The sequence below is a fragment of the Streptomyces xanthochromogenes genome, from assembly GCF_014650455.1.
Lineage (GTDB): Bacteria > Actinomycetota > Actinomycetes > Streptomycetales > Streptomycetaceae > Streptomyces > Streptomyces xanthochromogenes.
This window is the reverse complement of record NZ_BMUZ01000003.1, coordinates 86,812-104,531: the sequence shown is the minus strand read 5'-3', so window position 1 is coordinate 104,531 and position 17,720 is coordinate 86,812. Positions and strand designations below refer to the sequence as shown.

Sequence of the window (17,720 nt, the reverse complement as noted above, 5' to 3'; positions counted from 1 at the left end):
TCGCGACGTGGGTGGGCCACAGGCGCTCCATCGACCGCTGCGCGCACGCCGATCCACCGCGGCAGGAGGCGGGCGCCTGCGTGAGCCCGCCCCTGTCGGAGGTCTTGCTGTTGCCGAGGTCGGACGTCCATGGCAGCGACAGCGCCGCATGTCAGTCGGTGCAAGGCCCGATGACGGCGCGGTCGCGGATGGGCGGCAGCGGCTGCTGCCTACGCATCCGGTCAGCCGGTATGTGCCGCCACCAAGTCGAGGAGTTGGGGCCAGAGTTCGCGTGGCCGGTCGTGGCCCATGTCCGGAATCAGCCGGAGTGCGGCCCCGGGCACCAGTTCGGCCGTGCGCTTTCCGCCGCTGGGGTCGATCAGTGTGTCGTCCAAGCCGTGGATCACCAGCGTCGGCACCCGGACTTCGCGGAGCGCGTCCGCGCGTGAACCGCTGAGGATCATCGCCCCCAGTTGTCGGCCGATCCCCGCCGGGTAGTAGGCGCGGTCGTAGCCGGCAGCGGCCAGCTCACGCAGCGCGGCGGCGTCACCGTATCGCTTGGAAGCCCAGACCAGCTCCCGGTCCGCCGCCGCGACATATCCGTCGCGGTCCGTTGGCCTGGGGCTGAAGAGCACGGCTTGAGCCTCCGGGCTGGGCCCGCCGTATTCGCTCTCACCGGTGGAGGACATCATGGAGGTCAGAGTCAGGACCCGCTCCGGAGAGCGAATGGCCATGGCCTGGGCGATCATGCCTCCCATCGAGGCGCCGACCACATGGGCGCGTTCGATGCCGAGCGCGGTGAGCAGACCGAAGCCGTCGTCGGCCATGTCGTCGAGCCGGTAGGGCACCATCTCGAGGGCGGCGGGGATGTCGCCCGAGCTCACGGCGGCGATGAACTCGCCCATGTCGACGGGGTGATCGTCGAACTTGGTGGACAGACCGCAGTCCCGGTTGTCGTAGCGGATCACGTAGCGGCCCCGGTCTGCCAGTGCCCGGCAGAAGTCCTCGTGCCAGCCGAGCATCTGCGTCCCGAAGCCCATCACCAGCAGGACAGCGGGCTCCCCGGGGTGTCCGAAACTCTCGTACGCGAGGGACAACCCGGGAGACACATCGACGTTCGGCACAGTAGGAGGCTTTCATGTGCGGGCGGGCGGCGCATCGCAATATCCGCGTCACGCTCCGGTGCGGCGGTCGAGAGTGTCCACGCGGGGGACCGTCGTCTCGGCGTCACCCGGCGCTTGATCGCGAAACATGCAGCCGAGGCCGACCTGCTACCCAATCTGCTCAGGGCGGGCGCCGGACTGCGGATGACGAGCGCGGAACGCAGTGGAGATTCCCCCGACGGGACAGCAGGACCGCATACGCATGTGGGCGGTGGGTGTCCGGTGCGGGCGTACACACGCGTCATTCGTCGAGTGCGGTCAGCCCGTCCTCCCAGCGACGACGCCGCTGGGCTGCGCTCTGTTCCCACCAGGGAGTGCCGCGTTCCCCGAGCGCCACCTTCGCGCGCTGCACGCGCCCGCGGGCGGCCCGTACAGCTGCTTCGTCCTCGTCGGAGAGGGCCGAGCGCACCGCACGCCGGGCCGCCATGAGGTGCTTGCGCAGCCGGGAAGCGACGTCTTCCGGGAGCATGGGGTCGGTCGCTCGCCACCTCCGCCCGTCGATGACGACGAAGTGCCCGTCAGGAGTGTGGTCGAGTTGCCAGCCGGAAGACATACGGCCGATTCTGCCCGGCCGGTTCGAGTCCCACCAGATCAACTGGGCCGGGGCGGGCGGACAGGCGGGCAGCGCGGCTCGCGCCGAGTCCGTCGGCCGCGCTGCGACCGGCCCTGACGTGCCGTGGGCCCGCGGCACGGGGAAACAGCCGGGGCCGGGCGTCGTCAGCGTCGAATACCGTGCCTGCGGCGCCACGGCGGGGCGCCGGGGCGCGCGAGGATCAACGCGCGAGGGATGTGTCCTCGGGGAACGCGAGGGGATAGGGCTCGGCGAAGTCCGCGGAACGGCTGATCGCGCTCCACCTCCCGTCCTGGGCGAGCAGCCGTCGGCTCTCGTCGATGGACCCCTCCGATGCCATCACGCCGAGCGCGAGATTGGTGGGGATGTCGCTGCGCCGGGCCATCCGCACCAGGATCTCCGCGGCGCGGACCGGGTCCCCGGCCGGACCCTCCGTGCTCTGCCGGATGCGTCGATTGATGGCGCCGACGGTGTCCTCGTAGCCCTCGGGCACGTCGTGCACGGTCATGGACGATCCGGCCCAGTCGGTGCGGAACCCGCTCGGTTCGACGACCAGAACCTTGACCCCGAACGGGGCGGTCTCCGCGCGCAGCACCCGGCTGAAGCCGTCGATCGCGAACTTCGCCGCCTGGTACGAGGCGATGCTGGGGGAGCCGCCGACGCGGCCGCCCATGGAGGAGAACTGGACGATGGAGCATGGCCTGGTAGACAACGACGAGCTCGTCCGTTCGCAGCGCCGGGTCGCGCCACTGCTTCAGGTACTGACGAGCCCGACGGTGACCTCGCCCGGGCTGACGACCCCGACGGCACCGTCGATCGTTCCTTGTGTGGTGCTGCGGGAAACAGTGTTCCCCGGGGTGCCGTCCTTGTGGGCGGCGTATCGGCGGACCCGCTCTGTCGCATGAGCGAGTCCGCCGATCCGGGGGAAGGGGTGCGCCTGTACGCGCCTGCGGAGTTCTCTGCTTCGAGTCCGCAGGAGGGCACTGCACACGTCGACGGAACGGATCCCGACTGTTGCCCGGTGAGGCTAGTGCGAGTGGTTGAGGACGTTGCCGTTGGTGCAGTGGTTGACGGTGTTGCCGTTCCAGGCGCCGCCGACGGGGACAACGGCGAGTTCTTGGAAGCAGACGGAAGCGGCGGAGAAGTTCCAGTTGTTGGCGGCGCTGACGCCGCTGCCGAAGTTGTCGTCGTTGTCCGCGTGGGCGGGGGCGGCGAGGGCGAGGCCCGCGACGGCGAGCGCGGCCACAGAAATGATCTTCTTCATGCTCTGGGAACGACGGTCGCGCACTCGGGATGCGGGTGAGTCACCCAGATGTCACAACGATCCAGGAGAGGCACCCTGCGCGCCTGATCGACCGCGCCGCGCCCGCTGTGAACCTCACACCGCTTGCCGTTGGAGGTGGCGCGTCAGGCCGAGGTGGCGGAGTAGTTCCTGCGAGCAATGTGCCAGCTCAGCGATGAGCTGTTCACTCTGTGGGCCCGTGCGCTCGGCGCGCCCGCGGGGTTCGTGGCCCTCATGCTCGCCGAGGCGGAGTGCGCCAAGCCGGTCGCGTTGGTCGGGTCCCCGTTCAGAGCATGTTGGCTCCGGCGCTGCCGCCGGCCAGCGACGACAGGACGGGTCCCTTACGACGTAATGCGGCCCGTCGGCCGCGACGGTCGGCGCAAGGGAGTCGAAGCGATGCTGTGCCGAGGCGACCGCGGAGCCCGTGGCCCGGACCGGTTCAGGCGTGCGCGCTGTCCCGGCGGCCGGGTGTCAGGAGGTACGCCATCGCCATGTCGCCGAGTTCGTCCGCGTACCGGCGCTGGGCCGCCTCGCCGGTCATCGGGTCGGGGCGTACGGAGTTGTGGAAACAGGCGCCGAGGATGGCGCGGGCGGCGGTGTCCAGAGCCGCCTCCGGGTCACGGCGACGGATCTCGCCCACATACGGAGCCGCCGCTTCGAGCAGGAGCCGGTGGACCGCTGTGATGGTGCGGGCGCCGCGGTCCAGGGACTTCGTCCCGCGTACGCGCAGCAGCTCGGGGAACAGATTGGTGCTGTCGGCGAAGGACTGCAGCAGGGCGTGCGCGTAGGCGTCCAGCACTCCGGTCAGTGATGGCTCGGCGGCGCGGAGCCGCTCGGCCACGTACAAGACCTCCGACGCCGTCGAGACGGCCGTCAAGAACAAGGACATCGCCGGCGGCCTCGCGATCACCGCCCACGGAATCGACGTCTACACCGCCACGGCAGGAGGCCCGTCGGCCACCGGCGCTCTCACCGCCCTCGGAAACGGCGTCGCCGAACAGAACAGGACGCAGGCCACGGTCCACGATCTGGTGCCGTTCACCGACGACGACCCCCGGGGTGCGGGACTCACCGCCGCGCTGATGCCGATGATCTTCGGTGGAATCTTCCCCGCTCTGATCCTCGGCGGCGTCTTCCCCGGTCACCGGGGTCTGCGGATCCGGTTGACGGGAGCCTTGCTGTTCTCCGCCGTAGCGGGCGCCGCCGTAGCCGCCGTCCTCCAATTCGGTACGCACTCGATCGACGGCAACTACGGGCTCACCGCTCTGGGCGTCATCCTCGGCATGGCGGCCATGTCCACGACCCTGCTGGGCCTTCAGGCACTCCTCGGCATGGGCGGCTTCGCCCTCGGGGGTGCCCTCATGATGCTGCTCGGCAACCCGCTCTCGGGCCTCGCCACCGGCCCCCACTGGCTCCCGAACGGGTGGGCCACCATCGGCCAGTTGCTCCCGCCCGGTGCCTCCGGCAGCCTGCTGCGCACCAATGCCTTCTTCGACGGAGCGGGCGCCGGCCTTCCCGCCCTGGTCCTCACGGCCTGGGTCGTCATCGGAGTCACCTTCGTCCTGCTGGCCGACCGGCGGGGCAGGCGCTCCACGGCACCGGGGTCCGAAGCCGCGACCGGGTCCGGAAGGGCCGACCTGTCGCACCCCGAGTACGTAACCCCCTGACAAGAGCGGTACCCGGTCCCAGGGGGTCGGTGCTGGGGCATGGCCGGAGAAGGGGAGTGGCTTCCGCCGCCAGGTCGGCGGGCGGCGCGAGCGGGCGCACCCCTGTCGGCGACCGACGATCGAAGTGCGTCCGGACCGCGAGGGGACCGACTTGGGTCACCCAAGAACGCCTGGAGAAGGGCCAGACCACAAGCGATCGGGCGGTGCCTCCTCGGTGTGCCCGGGTTCTCACGTTCTCGGCCGCTGTCGGCAGCCCGGCTCTCTATGGCGGGTTCGACCGTTGTGAGGTTCCACCAGTGCAACTGCAGGCACAACTACCGTGCCGGTGCCCGGGAGCAGGGGGCGCCGTGCCGTCGGGATCTCGGGATTCCGACGGCACGGGTGGCGCGATGGCTCAGGAGCCCAGCGCGGCCGTTGCCGCGGGCAGCAGATGAGGTCGCTTCTACAGGAACGGCCGCGGAAGCACTTGGAGGAGATCGAGGACTTCGACGGCAGGAGCTGGTCGGGCGCACTTGGAAACCGCCCCGAGGGGCGCCTGGAGGACCTCTACACGGTCTCCGCCCCGGTTGCAGGCGATCTTCAGAATCTGGTGTCGATCTTCTGTCGGCGGGTCAGACTGGGCTGGTCGAGCGGCTCTTCGCGCCCTGGCGGGAGCCCGGCCATGCATCAGACAGGGGAGTTTGCGCCATGACCACGTCCTCCACGCCCACCGAAGCGAGCACCGGCAAGTCGGCTGCGCCGTTGAAGCTCTCCCTTGTCCAGCGGACCATCAAGCAGCAGACCAAGCTGGTCCCCGAGAAGCGCGCGACCGTGGCCCTGGCAGCAGCTGCGGTGTACCTGCTGGACGAGGTCGTCCAAGGCGCCTTGGAGGCGACCCGCGACGACGGCAAGCAGAAGATCAGCCCCCGTGCCATCAACTCGGCGATCAACCGCGACACCGAACTGCACGCCGTCGGCGCGCAGTGGCTCGTGCGGTCCGGGTCCGCTTCTCCGGTCCGCGCGGCACGCAACAGGGCCGGATCCGCTGACACCACCGCCACCGAGAAGACCAAGTCCGGCTCCGCCGCCCACGAGTACGGTGGCGCGGTGCGCCGGATCGTCAAGGCCCACACGGCCCAGGCCTCGGGTCCGGCCCTGCAAGTGCTCAGTGCCATCGCCAGCTCCTACGTGGGCGGGCTCGCCGACATCGCCGGCGAGCTGGCGAACAAGGTCGACCGCAAGACGGTCACCGCCGACGACATCCTGGGGGCGGTCGGAGTCCAGTTGCGCGGCGAACTCAAGACCCAGACCGAGACCCGGATCAACGACGCGCTGAGCGGGCTGGCGGCCGCCAAGGAGTAGCCGGCCTCGCACGCCGCACGTTGAGACGGCGGGGCCGGCCGAAGGCCGGGCCGGCCCCGACCCTGCCGGGCACCGAAGGCGCGGCCACGTGGTGTCGCGGCACTCGGCCCCCTTCGCCTGCCCGAGGCAGCCCGGGGCAGCCCGGGGCCAGACTCCCCGGCGCTTGGGAATGAAGGAATGAAGGCATCAAGGAGCAAAAGTGGCTACGTCGCTGGCAGGATCGGGTGAGAAAACGAAGTGGCCCGCTCCCGTGGCTCAGGCGAGGCGCTTGTAGGTCCGCTTGGCGTTGGCGTTGACGCCGAGGTACATCACCTGGAAGCCCGTGTCGCTGAACTCGTGAATCGTGGTGGTCTGGGCGGAGCCCAGGTGCAACTGCTGGATCAGGCGGTTGCCGTCCCGGCGCGAGATGCCCTTGTACTGGCGGCCGTCGCCGTACACCGCGACATACTCCTGCCCGAGAGTGAACTGGTCGAGATGTGTCTTGGTCGGGGTGGTGGTCGTCAGGGTGTAGCGGTCGCCTTCCTGCTTGACCGTCACCGTCTGCTGGGGCGAGGCCATGATGTCCCGTTCGGCCGCGTTGACACCGATGGATTCGAGGTAGGCCTCGTACCCCTCGCTGCCGGTCAGCTCATAGGTGCCGGTGGGATTCAAGAAAGCGCCGCTGCTGCTCAACGTCACTGCCCTTCGTCATGATCTGAGAGTACGACGGCCCGCCCGGCCGTCACATGGGTCATGATCCGACGGTCGGCTGGTTGCGAACAGAGGGAAACGGGCCCAAGTGCGGCCGGGGAACGGTGCTCCCTGGCCGCGTCGGCGTCAACCCGCTCACTCCGCTCGACCACGACACCCGGCCCGGCGACGCACGGACATCATGCCCCGGCCCGAGGAGCGCACTCCCCGCCCATCAAGGCGGGCAGTTACCCGCAACCCAGGGGCAGTTCACGGTTGCCGGGTGAGTAACGTCCTGGTCGGGCAGTTCTTGTTGCTGCTCGCCGCGAGTGGCCCTTCGGCAGTGGGAGAAACAATCGCCTTGTGGTGCGGCCGGTGCAGCCAGTTGCCGACCTCGTGCGCAGGTAATTTCTAACTCCCTTAATGCGCTGGGTTGTTCGGCGGTGAGCTTGCCGTGGCTCGACTTGCCGTTCGAGCTACACGCCCATCATCATCGGCTCCGGCTCCGCTTTGCCGTTGATAATGATCTCGCCGACCGTGCTGCCTGGGGCGGGCCGCTGCCCGTCCCAGGCAGCCCACCGCGTCTGGGCAGCCCGGCACCGCTGGAACGCCGCCCGCCTCCTCCCCGGCCTCGGTCGCTTCGCCGGGGGGCCGTGCGGGGTGCGAGCCGCCCTGCGTGCGTGGATGTGCCGCAAGGGAGGCTGCGCCGGAGCGGCGACCATCAGGTGGAGGGTGGTGCTCCGCATCCCCGGCGCGGACAGACGCTTGCGCTGCCCCGCGACCATGGGAAGCTCCAGTCCGGGTCGATTGTCCGGCAGGCCGTGCCCGACCGAGGCGGACGGCTGCGGAGCCGCCCATGCTCGGGCGGTGTTCTGTTGCACGGCACGTTTGATCGTGTCCCGTCCGGGTTCTATGGGCAGAGGCTGCCTGCCTGCCCTTGCCCATCGGGCCTCACAGGGGCGATGTCTGTGTGGCTGGCGGCCCGTCTGTCGGTTCTGTCCGTAAACATTCTGTCGCTGTGTGTGGCCGTCTCGGAGTATGAGCTTGCGCGGTTGTGCGCCGGGCATTCCTGAGAGACGGAGTTGGGCATGGCGGGTGTTGAGGTTTCGGCGGAGCAGCGGGTGGAGCGATTACGGGCGCAGTTGGCGGGTGACCGCCTGGAGGGATCTCGGACGACGGCCGTTCCCAGCCGGGGGCTGAATTTGGTGTGGGGGGCGATGCTGCACGCGGGTGCGCGCCTGGATGCCGGGATGGAGCTGACCGAACTGGAACAGCGTCTGGTGAACGCGCTGCGGTCTTTGATGCCGGAGGAGGAGATTCGGGAATTCGGACGGGTCAGTCGGGAGAAGACGGCCCTTGACACGGCGCCGACGCTCTTCCCCGGCACCCTCGCCGCTCGCCCCCTGGAGCAGGGGTACTCCCTGGCCGACTTGGTCACGGACCTTTCGCAGGTGAGTGAGGAGATCCTCGCGCAACCCCACGTGAGTGTCGTCGACCTCGACCACCTCGCCGAAGGCGCACCGCTGGACACTCCCGAGTTCGTCGAGGCCATGGCCGCCTACGACGGTGGTATCACCGTGGTGACCGCCTCCGAGGAACTTGCCACCGTCGCCACCGCACCACTCCAGGCCCGGATCGATCTGCATGCGTTCACCTCGAACAAGGGGTCCAACGAAGTAGGAGCCGACGAGATCTACTGGGGCGTCAGCGCGGGCAACGGCCAGGGCGCCAAGAGCGCGTTCAAGACCCGCACTTACGCGAACATCTACACCGGCACCTACCAGCCCATCGACGCGGGCACCATCCTGTTCAACGGTCCCGTCGAGAGCGGACTGGCCTGCCACATCGAATGCTGGGAAGAGGACCACAGCTCCTCCCAGTGGTACGACGAACTCCTGCGCACGCTGCGCGGCATCGCCTCCTACCTCGCCGACCTCGTCGACTGGATGGACCAGATCGGCAGCCCCAGCGACCAGTGGGACAAGACAAAGGAGTGGGCCGCACTGGTCGCTGCCGTCCTCAACGCTCTCGCCAAGCTGCTGGAGATCTTCCGCAACCACGACGACCTGGTGCAGAAGCGGGAGATCGCCTTCGACCGCGCGGCCCTGACCCGTCTGGCGAACCGCCCCGCCGCCATCGACTCCTGGACGTTCGACGGCGGCAGCGAGGGCAGGTTCACCCTCGACCTCAAGTGGGCCGGCACCAGGCCCAGCAACGCCATCAACGTCCTCACGCACAAAGCGAGTTCGGGCTGGAGCGCCCCCGTCAACGCCTGGCCCGGCAGCGCGAGTTCCGACGCGCCCGTCATGACCACACTCGGCGACACCCTCTACTGCGCCGTCCGCGGAGCCAACCGCATCTACATCAGCCGCCTCACAGGCGGCCGTTGGGAGCCGTTCCGCCAAGTCCCCCACCTCATCACCAACCACTCCCCGGCGATGGCCGCCTTCAACGGCAGGCTATACCTGGCCTACACCGGCTCGTACAACGACGCACAACTCCTTTCCTCCGCCAACGGCATCGACTGGGCCCCGCAAATCCAACTCCCCGGCGGCGCCACCACGGCCCCCGCCCTGGCCGTACGCGACGGCCTGCTGCACTACGCTCGCGGCAACGGCGCCGGCATCGTCTACGACTGGTCCGGCGATGCCCGCACTTGGAAGAACCTCTGGACGGTGCCCGCGGCCGTGACCTTCCATGCTCCAGCGCTCGCCACGTTCCAGGGCAAGCTCTACCTCGCCCACCGCGACCTGGCCACGGGCAAGATCTATGTGGCCACCAACACAAGCAGCGGCTGGCAGAGCCCGGTCAACCTCCCCGGATCCACTCCGGACGCCCCGGCCTTGGGCGTACGCGGCGACACCCTGTACTGCGCGGTCCGCGGCGGCGACGACAAGATCTGGCTCAGCGGCCTCACGACCACCGGGGCCTGGACCACCTTCCAGCCCATCCCCGGCACCGGAGTCACTTGCTCCGCCCCCGGCATCGCCGGATACAACAACGACCTCTACATCACCTATCGCGTGGGCGACCTCTAGCCCCACCGCGCGCTCGGGCCTCGCGATCGGCCAGGGCGCGTGGTCGTCGTCCGTCGACGGGCGGTCGTCGCGTGGGCGAACCGGAGCCCGTCCACGCTGGTCAGATGATTGGGACGAGGCATCGCCCGCCTGGTGCTGGGCCTCTCCTGCGGACGGGCCGAGCAGCGGGCTGCGGGGGCACGGTCGACTGGCCGTCGGTGAAGTCGACATGAACCCTCCACGGGAGCGCCCTGGACACTCGCCGATCGGACCACCTTCTCCAGCCGCGCAGCCAGCCTCATCGGAATCGGAGCCGTCTGGTGCGTCGTTCCACCAGTCCGCTACGAGACCGGAAGCGACTCTTACCGTCTCGCCAACACCCGAGCGTGAGCCGAACAGCAGAGCCTCGGCCGACACCACGTTCCGCACCTCTCTCATCCGAGATGCGGTGGACGGGCCCGAACACAGGAACGGCGGGCCTGCGGCTACGCAGGACGGCAGGACTCGCAGACGTGTTCGTCGATCGTGGTCACCAGCTCGCGAGCCGCACTCCGAACCGCGGCATCGCCATCACGGGCCAGTGCGTTCGCGATGCTCCTACCGCCAAGCACGGCACGGTGAGCTGCGTGCTGCACCTCGATCCGTGGCGGATTGGCGTGTTCGAGGATCGTCCGCAGCAGCTCGATGACGCCGGACCGGCAGGTGACGGAGTCAGTCACCGCGAGATCCCACAGAAACGGAACCGCTTCGACCGTCGCGTCGGAAACAGCCAGCTCACCGAGCCACAGACCAAGATCACTCAACGCTGAAGTGCTCGTCCGGGCGTCACCCCACGCCACCCGCGACAACCGGCCCGGAACCTCTGCCGCTGATCCGTACGCGTGCGTCAGCTCATGCCACCGAACACGGCTCACGCCCTTGAGTATCGTCCCCACGCGCACTCCAGTCCTTGTGCCTGTCCTCTGGCGCCGAGCAACCCCACCTCACCTCACGAACGACGCGGGCCACGAGCCCGGCCCGGCCCGGCTCAGCGAAGCGGTGTTCCCGGAACGCGCCATCACCTCCGACACCACCGAGGCGCGGATGCTCTCCAGATTCAGTTACAAGCGCTCCGCGTTCCCATCCAGGTAGCCAGTCGCTGTTGTTCGTCGAAGGCGACAACCGCCTTCAGCCGGTAGGGTAGTTGGCCGCCAAGATGGGGGAGTCCACTCGATTCTTTCGGCGGAATTGAAGGACACCGACGGCAGGGAGGGCCCGATGTGGCGCACCCGTACTGGACGGGGTGGCCGAAAACTTTGTGCCGGGTGCACTACCCCCTGCGCTGGGATGGGCGTGCTGTTGCCGTCGCGCCGGCTCGTTTTAGGGCTGCCTGGGCCTTGGTCGCGGTTTCGGCGCCGACCGCCTGGAGTATCCGCGTGGGTGTGTTGTCGACCAGGTCTTTGGCTTCCTTGAGGCCGAGCGACGTCAGCTCACGTACGACTTTGAGGACCGGGATCGGTTTGGTGCCGGCCGAGTCGAGGATGACGTCGTAGAACTCCTCGACTCGGCGGGTGGATGTCGAGGGCGGCACCCTTAGTGCTGCGATCGCGTCGCTTGCGGCAGGGCGGTGTTCGGGGTTCTTCGCAAGCAGTTGTTCAATGAGCTCGGTCAGCGCGCCCGCGTTCCGCAGCGGCGGATGTGGCTCGAAGGCTACTGCCGCCATGATCGCCGACGCCGACGTGCGCCGAAAAGGCGAGATCCCCTCGACGGTCTCGAACAAGGTCGCGCCAAGAGAGAAGAGGTCTCCTGCCGGGTTGTCGGCGCCCAGGGCGGCGCCGAAACGCTCGGGGGCCATGTACTCGAGGGTGCCGACAACCATTCCGGTGGAGGTGAGCGAGGTGTCGTCGCGGTGCTTCGCGATACCGAAATCGGTCAGCAGTACCTGCCCGTCGGCAGCCAGCATGATGTTGGCAGGCTTGACGTCCCGGTGCACGATGCCAAGCCGGTGCGCGGCCTTGAGAGCCGCCAGCACGCCGAGGGCAATCTCGGAGGTTCGTTGCGGTTCCAGGCGAGTGCGTCGCTTGAGTTCCTGGGCGAGGGACACACCATCGACGAGGCGCATCACCATCCACGGCAGTCCGTCCTCGATGGCGACGTCATACACAGCCACCACGTTCGGCTCATCGCGCAGTGCGGCGGCGTTGCGCGCTTCGCGTTTCGCTCGGGCGATGAGCTCTGCCCGCTCCGTTGCGGAGGTGTGAGGATCGATCTTGATGCGCTTGATCGCAACCAAGGCGTTCAAGCGCTCGTCGTACGCCCGCCACACCTCGCCGAACCCTCCAGCGGCTATGACATCGAGCAGCCGATAGTGACCACCGATCAACCGCTCCGCCACGAGAGCCCTCCGTCGTCAGTTCGGACCTTGCCAGGAGCGTACTTCGCGGACCGGCGATGGCGTATGCGTATTGGGCGATCAGCTGACGCGCGAGCCAGCTCAAGTCTCCCCGCGATACGGCCGGATGCGTCCTGAACGCGGTACCGGTAGGGATCCCAACAGAAGCTGTTGCTTAGGTGACTTTCGGCGCGGTAGGGCGTCGGTCTTTGGTCTGGTTGTGGGTATACGTCAGTCGCGGCCGGGGGGCGTATCGGATGAACTGTGTTCGCTCACCTAGCCGTTGAGGTCATTTCCCGTCCGGGCTCCGGACGGGAGAGCGCGTGGCTGGCAGACGACGGAGTGCTCAACGCGTTGTGCGGCCGCGGGCCCACCGCGGGATCGGGGTGGGCCCGACTGCCGTGCGGGCGACGTCGTACTCCGTCCGCACGGAGCTCCGCCAGGTCAGCGGGAGGTGACGCTCTGCGCTGCCCTGGCCTCCGGGCCTGTCTCCTCGTCGGCTTGTACGGGGATGGTGCTCTTCGGGCCGCGCGCGGCGAGGTAGACGAGCAGGACGCCCATCACGGCGGCGCCGACCCACATGGCTTGCTGCCAGCCTTCGACGAACGCCCGCTGTGCGGCGTGGATCAGGTCCTGGGCGCGGCTGCCGGTCCTGGGTGCGGCCTCGATGGCGTTGGCGATGCCTTCACGGGCGGCGCCGGCGGCATCCGCGGGGGTGCCGTCGAGTTTGGTGTCGATGGCGCTGCGGTAGCCGTTGGCCAGGAGCGCGCCGAGTACTGCGACACCGAGGGCGGTGCCGAACTCGCGGGTGACGTCGTTGAGCGCCGACGCAACGCCCTGCTTGGCACGGGGCAGTGAGCCGGTGATGACCTCGGTGGAAGGTGTCATCGACAGGCCCATGCCGATGCCCATGGCGAGCATGCCGGCCAGGATGGACAGGTAGCCGCCTTCGACGGACACGAACAGCGACATGAGCGCCAGACCGAGCGTGGCCAGGGCCACCCCTACGGTCATGGTCGAGCGGGCACCGATCCTGGCGACCAATTTCGGGGCCAGGCCGGAGGCCGCCATCATCATGACGGCCATGGGCATCATCGCCACTGTGGACAGCAGCCCCGACCAGCCGAGCACGGCCTGGAAGAACGGGAACAGGACTACGGCGATGCCGGCTTGGACGCCGAAGACGACCAGCAGCGTGATGGAGCCGGAGGCCAGGCCGCGCTCACGGAACAGGCGTACGTCCAGCAGCGAGGCGTCGCGGCGGTGCAGCTGCCAGGCCACGAAGGCGATGGCGGCGACGACGCCGACGCCGAGACTGATCAGCGTGATCGGAGCGGTCCAGCCGCGTTCGGGACCTTCCTGCAGGACGAAGATGAGACCGGTCACGGTGACGGCGGAGACCAGCGCACCGAGGGTGTCGAAGGAATGAGCGGAGCGCTCGCGGGAGTTGGGCACCGACTTCAGAGCCATCGCCAGCGCGACGACCACCAGGACCACGGGCAGGACGAACAGCCACCGCCAGTCCGCGACGTCGACCAGCAGGGCGGAGAGGAGCATGCCCAGGATGCCGCCGCCTCCCGCGACACCGGTCCACACACCGATGGCCTTGCCGCGCTCCTCCTCGGGGAAAGTGGAGGTGATGACGGCCAGCGTGATCGGCATGATCATCGCGGCGCTGACGCCGGCGCCGACACGGGCGGCGATCATCACCCCGGCCGACGGAGCGAGTCCTGCGACGACACTGGCGACGCCGAAGATGATCAGGCCGGCGATCAGCACGGGTTTGCGGCCGAGCCGGTCACCGATCGCGCCGAGCGGCAGGAGCAGCGCGGCCAGGGCGAGGGTGTAGACGTTGATGATCCACAGGATGGTGGTCTGCGAGGCGCCGAACTCGACGGCCATGTGCGTCTGGGCGACGTTCAGCCCGGAGACGGAGGCGATGACGGCCATCAGCGCGATCGAAACGGCGGTCAGGATCGCGCGCAGCTGACGCGCATCCGGCGCGCCCCCGCCGCTGGCCGGAGTGGCCGGCGCGTGAGGAGGCTGATGGGTACTCATGGTTTCCTTTTCGACAGGGCATGCGGAATCAGCGCCGGGACAAGGCCGGTCGCAAGATGTGTTGAGGTGGCTGGGACAGGGGAGTTGCTCACCGCGCGGGCCGCTGGGCCGCCGTCCGTGCGGCTCCTCAGCAGCGGGGCCTACGCGTCAGCCGGTGATCGGCTGCGCGGCCGCGAGCGCAGCGTCGGTGTCCGCGGCAGCCAGCACCGAGTTGATGTGAGAGCCGGCCAGGGCTCCGGCCGCCGCGGAGGCGCCGACCTGAGCGCTGAGGTCAGTGGCGTTGCCGGCCACCCACACACCCGGGACCTCGGTGGTACCGGCCATGGCGGAGGCGAGGCGTCGGCCCATCCCGTCGGGCAGGTCCTCCATGGGCAGCTTCAGCCCGTCCAAACCTTCGGTACGTGCCTGCATTCGCGTGGCCACGGCCAGAACCCGCCGCCCGACAAAGGTGCCGTCCGCCAGACGGACGCCGACGAGGGTGCCGTCATCGTCGTCGACGACTTCCTTCACGTCGGTCTCGATGATGCGGATGCCGCGGGCGGCAAAGCGGGCACGGGTTCCGGAATCCAGGTCGGTGCCTCGGGCGAAGTAGATGAGATCGTCCGTCAGCTGGCGGAACAGCAAGGCGTGGTGGACAGAGGCCGGGCCGGTGGCCAGGATGCCGATGGGCGCGTCGCGCACCTCGTAGCCGTCGCAGTAGGGGCAGTGCACCACGCTGTGGCCCCAGTGCTCGATCAGCCCCGGCACCTCGGGCAGCACGTCGCGCAGGCCGGTGGCCACCAGCACCCGGCGCGCCGTCACCACGTGGCCGTCGGCCAGGGTGACGGTGAACCGAAGATCACCGTCCGCCGAAGGGACGGCCGCTCGGGCCGCGGTCACTTCCCCGAAGATGATCCGGCCGCCGTACTGGCGTACCTGTTCGCGTCCGCGTCGAAGGATCTCGGTCGGCGGAGTGCCGTCCAGCACGATGAAGCCGTGCATGGCTGCGGCGGGGGCGTTGCGCGGGGCGCCGCTGTCGATCACGACGACAGAACGGCGCGAGCGGGCCAGCATCAACGCGCCGTTCAGACCCGCGGCGCCGCCGCCGATCACCACGACATCCACGGTCTCGGTGGGTAGAGCATCGCTCTCGTATGGAGAAGCCTGCGCAGACATGTCGCGCCCTTTCGTCATACCTGGTCCTGGTGCTGGACCATCCGCATCCGACGCTAAGCGCGTGTTGCACGAAAGGCATGACTGCTTGCCTATGACGCAAGAAGGTGGACAGTCGGACAGCCTCGTACCCAAACGGATCCGCGGATCGCGCGTCACACGGTGCACCCCTGACGGAACTGGCCACCAGAGCCGGCCCGCCTCCCGCGCCTCTTCCCTGCACATCCGCGCTCGGCGCGGGCTCGTCGCGATCGGCCCGCTGGTTCGCCTTCACATGGGCCGCGCAGGGCCCGGCCCCTCATCCAGGAACCCCCTGGCGGCAGAGCGACGACTACGACCCTCAGCGGCGGACCCGACGGCACGACCGGCCCGTAGATGCGCGAGGAGCCGGATGATCCCGCGGCTCCTGGGGCGACCCGTGCTTGAAGACATCAGTACGCGGACGCCTCTACGGCTGTCGGGCCGGGCGGCCACGGTTGGGCGCCGCCGAATGCGACAGCTCGCCCGCCCAGTCCACCTGTACCCGAGTCCGCCCGTGTCCCGATGAACCGGTCAGCAGTGGGGCAGGGACATATGCAGCCGGTGAGGTCCTTGAGTGCCGGTCCGGGGCGTGTGGTTGCGCGGGCGAATTCGGCTTGTGGCCGCTGCCGGGGGAGGCATCGCCGGTTGGGCCTTCCGTGTGACTCCGGGGCTCCCCGCATGTCAGTGCAGGCAGTCCTACTGGTGCGCGATGTCGAATGCAGGCTATGACGAGATCTTGGAACGTCTGGATTCGTGTGTGTCTCGCGGCGTTGAGCGGGTTGTTGGCCGGTTACGCGGCGTTGGCGGTGGCGGAGCTGGTGTCGGCCGCGGTGCGCCCCCAGTCGAGTCCGGTGGTGGCGGTGGGGGGTGCGGCCATCGACCGGACACCGCCCGCGGTCAAGGACTGGGCGATTCGCCACTTCGGCACGAATGACAAGCTGGTCCTCCAACTGGGTATCCTCGCGGTCCTGGCCCTCTTCGCGATGCTGCTCGGGGTCGTCGCGCTGCGCTACCGGCGCACCGGCGCCGCAGGCGTGGTGCTCTTCGGCGTAGTGGGGGCGCTCGCGGCGACCAGCCGCCCGGACTCCACCGGGGCGGCCGACGCGCTTCCGTCGCTTGTCGGGACGGTAGTCGCCGCAGGGCTGCTGTTCTGGCTGATCGGTCGCTTGCGCACGCACCGTCCGAGCCCGGCCGCCGTCAGTGGACCCGCCGCTGCCGAACCTGCGCCGACAGGTGCCGATGTACCGGCAGGCGGCGATGAAACGGCAAGCCACCGTGTCGAGGGCACGGCGAGTGACGGCTGGGACCGCCGAGGTTTCGTCGTGGCTGCGACCGCGGCCGCGGTGGCGTCCACGGGGGCGGGCTGGCTCGGGCTGTCGCTGAACGGTTCCAGTGGTCAAAGTGCGGTCGCGTCGCGCTCGAAGGTGGTCCTGCCCCGCCCGGCTTCGCCCGCAGCCGCTCTGCCGAAGGGCACGGAGTTGCGGATCCCGGGGATCAGTCCGTTCTTCACGCCGAACGCGGACTTCTACCGGGTCGACACGGCGCTGGTGGTGCCGAAGGTCGATGCCACCACCTGGCGTCTGACGATCCACGGCAAGGGCGTGTCACGTCCGCGCACGGTCACGTTCGAGGATCTGATCCACGGGCGGGCGGGAGAGCTCATCGAACGGGACGTCACGTTGGCCTGCGTGTCGAACGAGGTCGGTGGCCCCTACGTCGGGAACGCACGGTGGATCGGGGTGCGCCTCGCCGACCTGCTCCGCGAGGTCGGAGTGGTCCCGCCGTCGAAGGGCGGCCCGGCGGACCAACTGGTCGCGCGGTCGGTGGACGGGATGACGATCGGCAGCCCGGTCGAGGACGTCATGGACGGCCGTGACGCGATGCTCGCTGTCGGAATGAACGGTCAGCCGCTGCCCTTTGAGCACGGATTTCCCGTCCGCATGCTCGTCCCGGGCCTCTTCGGATACGTATCCGCGTGCAAGTGGATCGAGGACATCGAACTGACGACGTTCGACGCCTACGACTCGTACTGGGTGAAGCGCAGTTGGGCACGTCGAGGTCCGATCAAGACGGAGTCGCGGATCGACACTCCCAAGCCCTTTGCCCGCCCCCGCCAGGGCACGGTCATGGTCGCCGGTGTGGCCTGGGCCCAGCACCGGGGCATCGACCGGGTCGAAATCCGCGTCGACGACGGACCGTGGCAGCCGGCCGACCTCGCCGCGCAGGACACCACCGACACCTGGCGCCAGTGGTCGTTCCCCTGGAACGCGACCACCTCCGGCAGCCACACCCTGACCGTCCGTGCCACCGACCGCACCGGCACCGTCCAGACCGAGAAGCGCACCCCCACCATTCCCGACGGCGCCAGCGGCTGGCACTCCGTCGTCGTCACCGTCCAGTAGCGGCCCAGCACCAGAAGGGGACGGGGC

Annotated in this window: 13 protein-coding genes and 1 pseudogene; 5 read left to right on the top strand and 9 right to left on the bottom strand. The window is 69.0% G+C overall.

Features of this window, described 5'->3' with window-relative positions; all coding sequences use genetic code 11:
• Positions 1-221: 221 nt before the first annotated feature.
• The 5 genes and pseudogenes from IE267_RS07920 to IE267_RS07900 form a co-directional block, all read right to left on the bottom strand.
• Entirely contained in the window at positions 222-1,103 is an 882-nt protein-coding gene (locus tag IE267_RS07920; protein ID WP_189762593.1) for an alpha/beta fold hydrolase, read from the bottom strand.
• A 280-nt stretch (positions 1,104-1,383) separates the two neighbouring features.
• Entirely contained in the window at positions 1,384-1,695 is a 312-nt protein-coding gene (locus tag IE267_RS07915) for a hypothetical protein (protein ID WP_189762592.1), read from the bottom strand.
• 220 nt (positions 1,696-1,915) lie between these two features.
• Positions 1,916-2,434 (bottom strand): annotated as a pseudogene (locus tag IE267_RS07910) (SDR family NAD(P)-dependent oxidoreductase); the annotation flags it as partial.
• A 306-nt stretch (positions 2,435-2,740) separates the two neighbouring features.
• The gene (locus tag IE267_RS07905; RefSeq protein WP_189762590.1) at positions 2,741-2,977 is read right to left on the bottom strand and encodes a hypothetical protein; all 237 of its coding nucleotides are present in this window, start codon (positions 2,975-2,977) and stop codon (positions 2,741-2,743) included.
• 457 nt (positions 2,978-3,434) lie between these two features.
• Complete coding sequence (locus tag IE267_RS07900; protein ID WP_229860834.1) at positions 3,435-3,884, bottom strand: hypothetical protein; 450 nt, start codon at positions 3,882-3,884, stop codon at positions 3,435-3,437.
• Positions 3,885-4,026: 142 nt separating this feature from the next.
• Between IE267_RS07900 and IE267_RS07895 the strand changes: the two genes are divergently transcribed.
• Positions 4,027-4,662 (top strand): hypothetical protein, encoded by a 636-nt coding sequence (locus IE267_RS07895; RefSeq protein ID WP_189762589.1) that lies wholly within the window; start codon positions 4,027-4,029, stop codon positions 4,660-4,662.
• A 687-nt stretch (positions 4,663-5,349) separates the two neighbouring features.
• Positions 5,350-6,003 carry a histone-like protein gene (locus IE267_RS07890; protein WP_189762588.1) on the top strand — a complete coding sequence of 218 codons (654 nt, stop codon included), beginning with the start codon at positions 5,350-5,352 and terminating at the stop codon, positions 6,001-6,003.
• A 255-nt stretch (positions 6,004-6,258) separates the two neighbouring features.
• Here the strand turns inward: IE267_RS07890 and IE267_RS07885 are convergent, their stop codons facing one another.
• Complete coding sequence (locus tag IE267_RS07885) at positions 6,259-6,654, bottom strand: lipocalin/fatty-acid binding family protein (protein WP_189762587.1); 396 nt, start codon at positions 6,652-6,654, stop codon at positions 6,259-6,261.
• A gap of 1,106 nt (positions 6,655-7,760) precedes the next feature.
• On the opposite strand from IE267_RS07885, the gene IE267_RS07880 reads away from it, so the two are divergent.
• Complete coding sequence (locus IE267_RS07880) at positions 7,761-9,710, top strand: Kelch repeat-containing protein (protein WP_189762586.1); 1,950 nt, start codon at positions 7,761-7,763, stop codon at positions 9,708-9,710.
• 491 nt (positions 9,711-10,201) lie between these two features.
• Positions 10,202-10,498 (top strand): hypothetical protein, encoded by a 297-nt coding sequence (locus tag IE267_RS40250; RefSeq protein WP_189762585.1) that lies wholly within the window; start codon positions 10,202-10,204, stop codon positions 10,496-10,498.
• Positions 10,499-10,998: 500 nt separating this feature from the next.
• Here the strand turns inward: IE267_RS40250 and IE267_RS07870 are convergent, their stop codons facing one another.
• From IE267_RS07870 to IE267_RS07860, 3 genes are all read right to left on the bottom strand, one after another.
• Complete coding sequence (locus tag IE267_RS07870) at positions 10,999-12,063, bottom strand: ribosomal protein L7/L12 (protein ID WP_189762584.1); 1,065 nt, start codon at positions 12,061-12,063, stop codon at positions 10,999-11,001.
• A gap of 441 nt (positions 12,064-12,504) precedes the next feature.
• Entirely contained in the window at positions 12,505-14,118 is a 1,614-nt protein-coding gene (locus IE267_RS07865; RefSeq protein WP_189762583.1) for an MFS transporter, read from the bottom strand.
• Between the two features lie 147 nt (positions 14,119-14,265).
• Complete coding sequence (locus IE267_RS07860; RefSeq protein ID WP_189762582.1) at positions 14,266-15,273, bottom strand: NAD(P)/FAD-dependent oxidoreductase; 1,008 nt, start codon at positions 15,271-15,273, stop codon at positions 14,266-14,268.
• Positions 15,274-16,016: 743 nt separating this feature from the next.
• Here IE267_RS07860 and IE267_RS07855 point away from each other — a divergent pair.
• The gene (locus IE267_RS07855) at positions 16,017-17,693 is read left to right on the top strand and encodes a molybdopterin-dependent oxidoreductase (RefSeq protein WP_189762581.1); all 1,677 of its coding nucleotides are present in this window, start codon (positions 16,017-16,019) and stop codon (positions 17,691-17,693) included.
• Positions 17,694-17,720 lie beyond the last annotated feature (27 nt).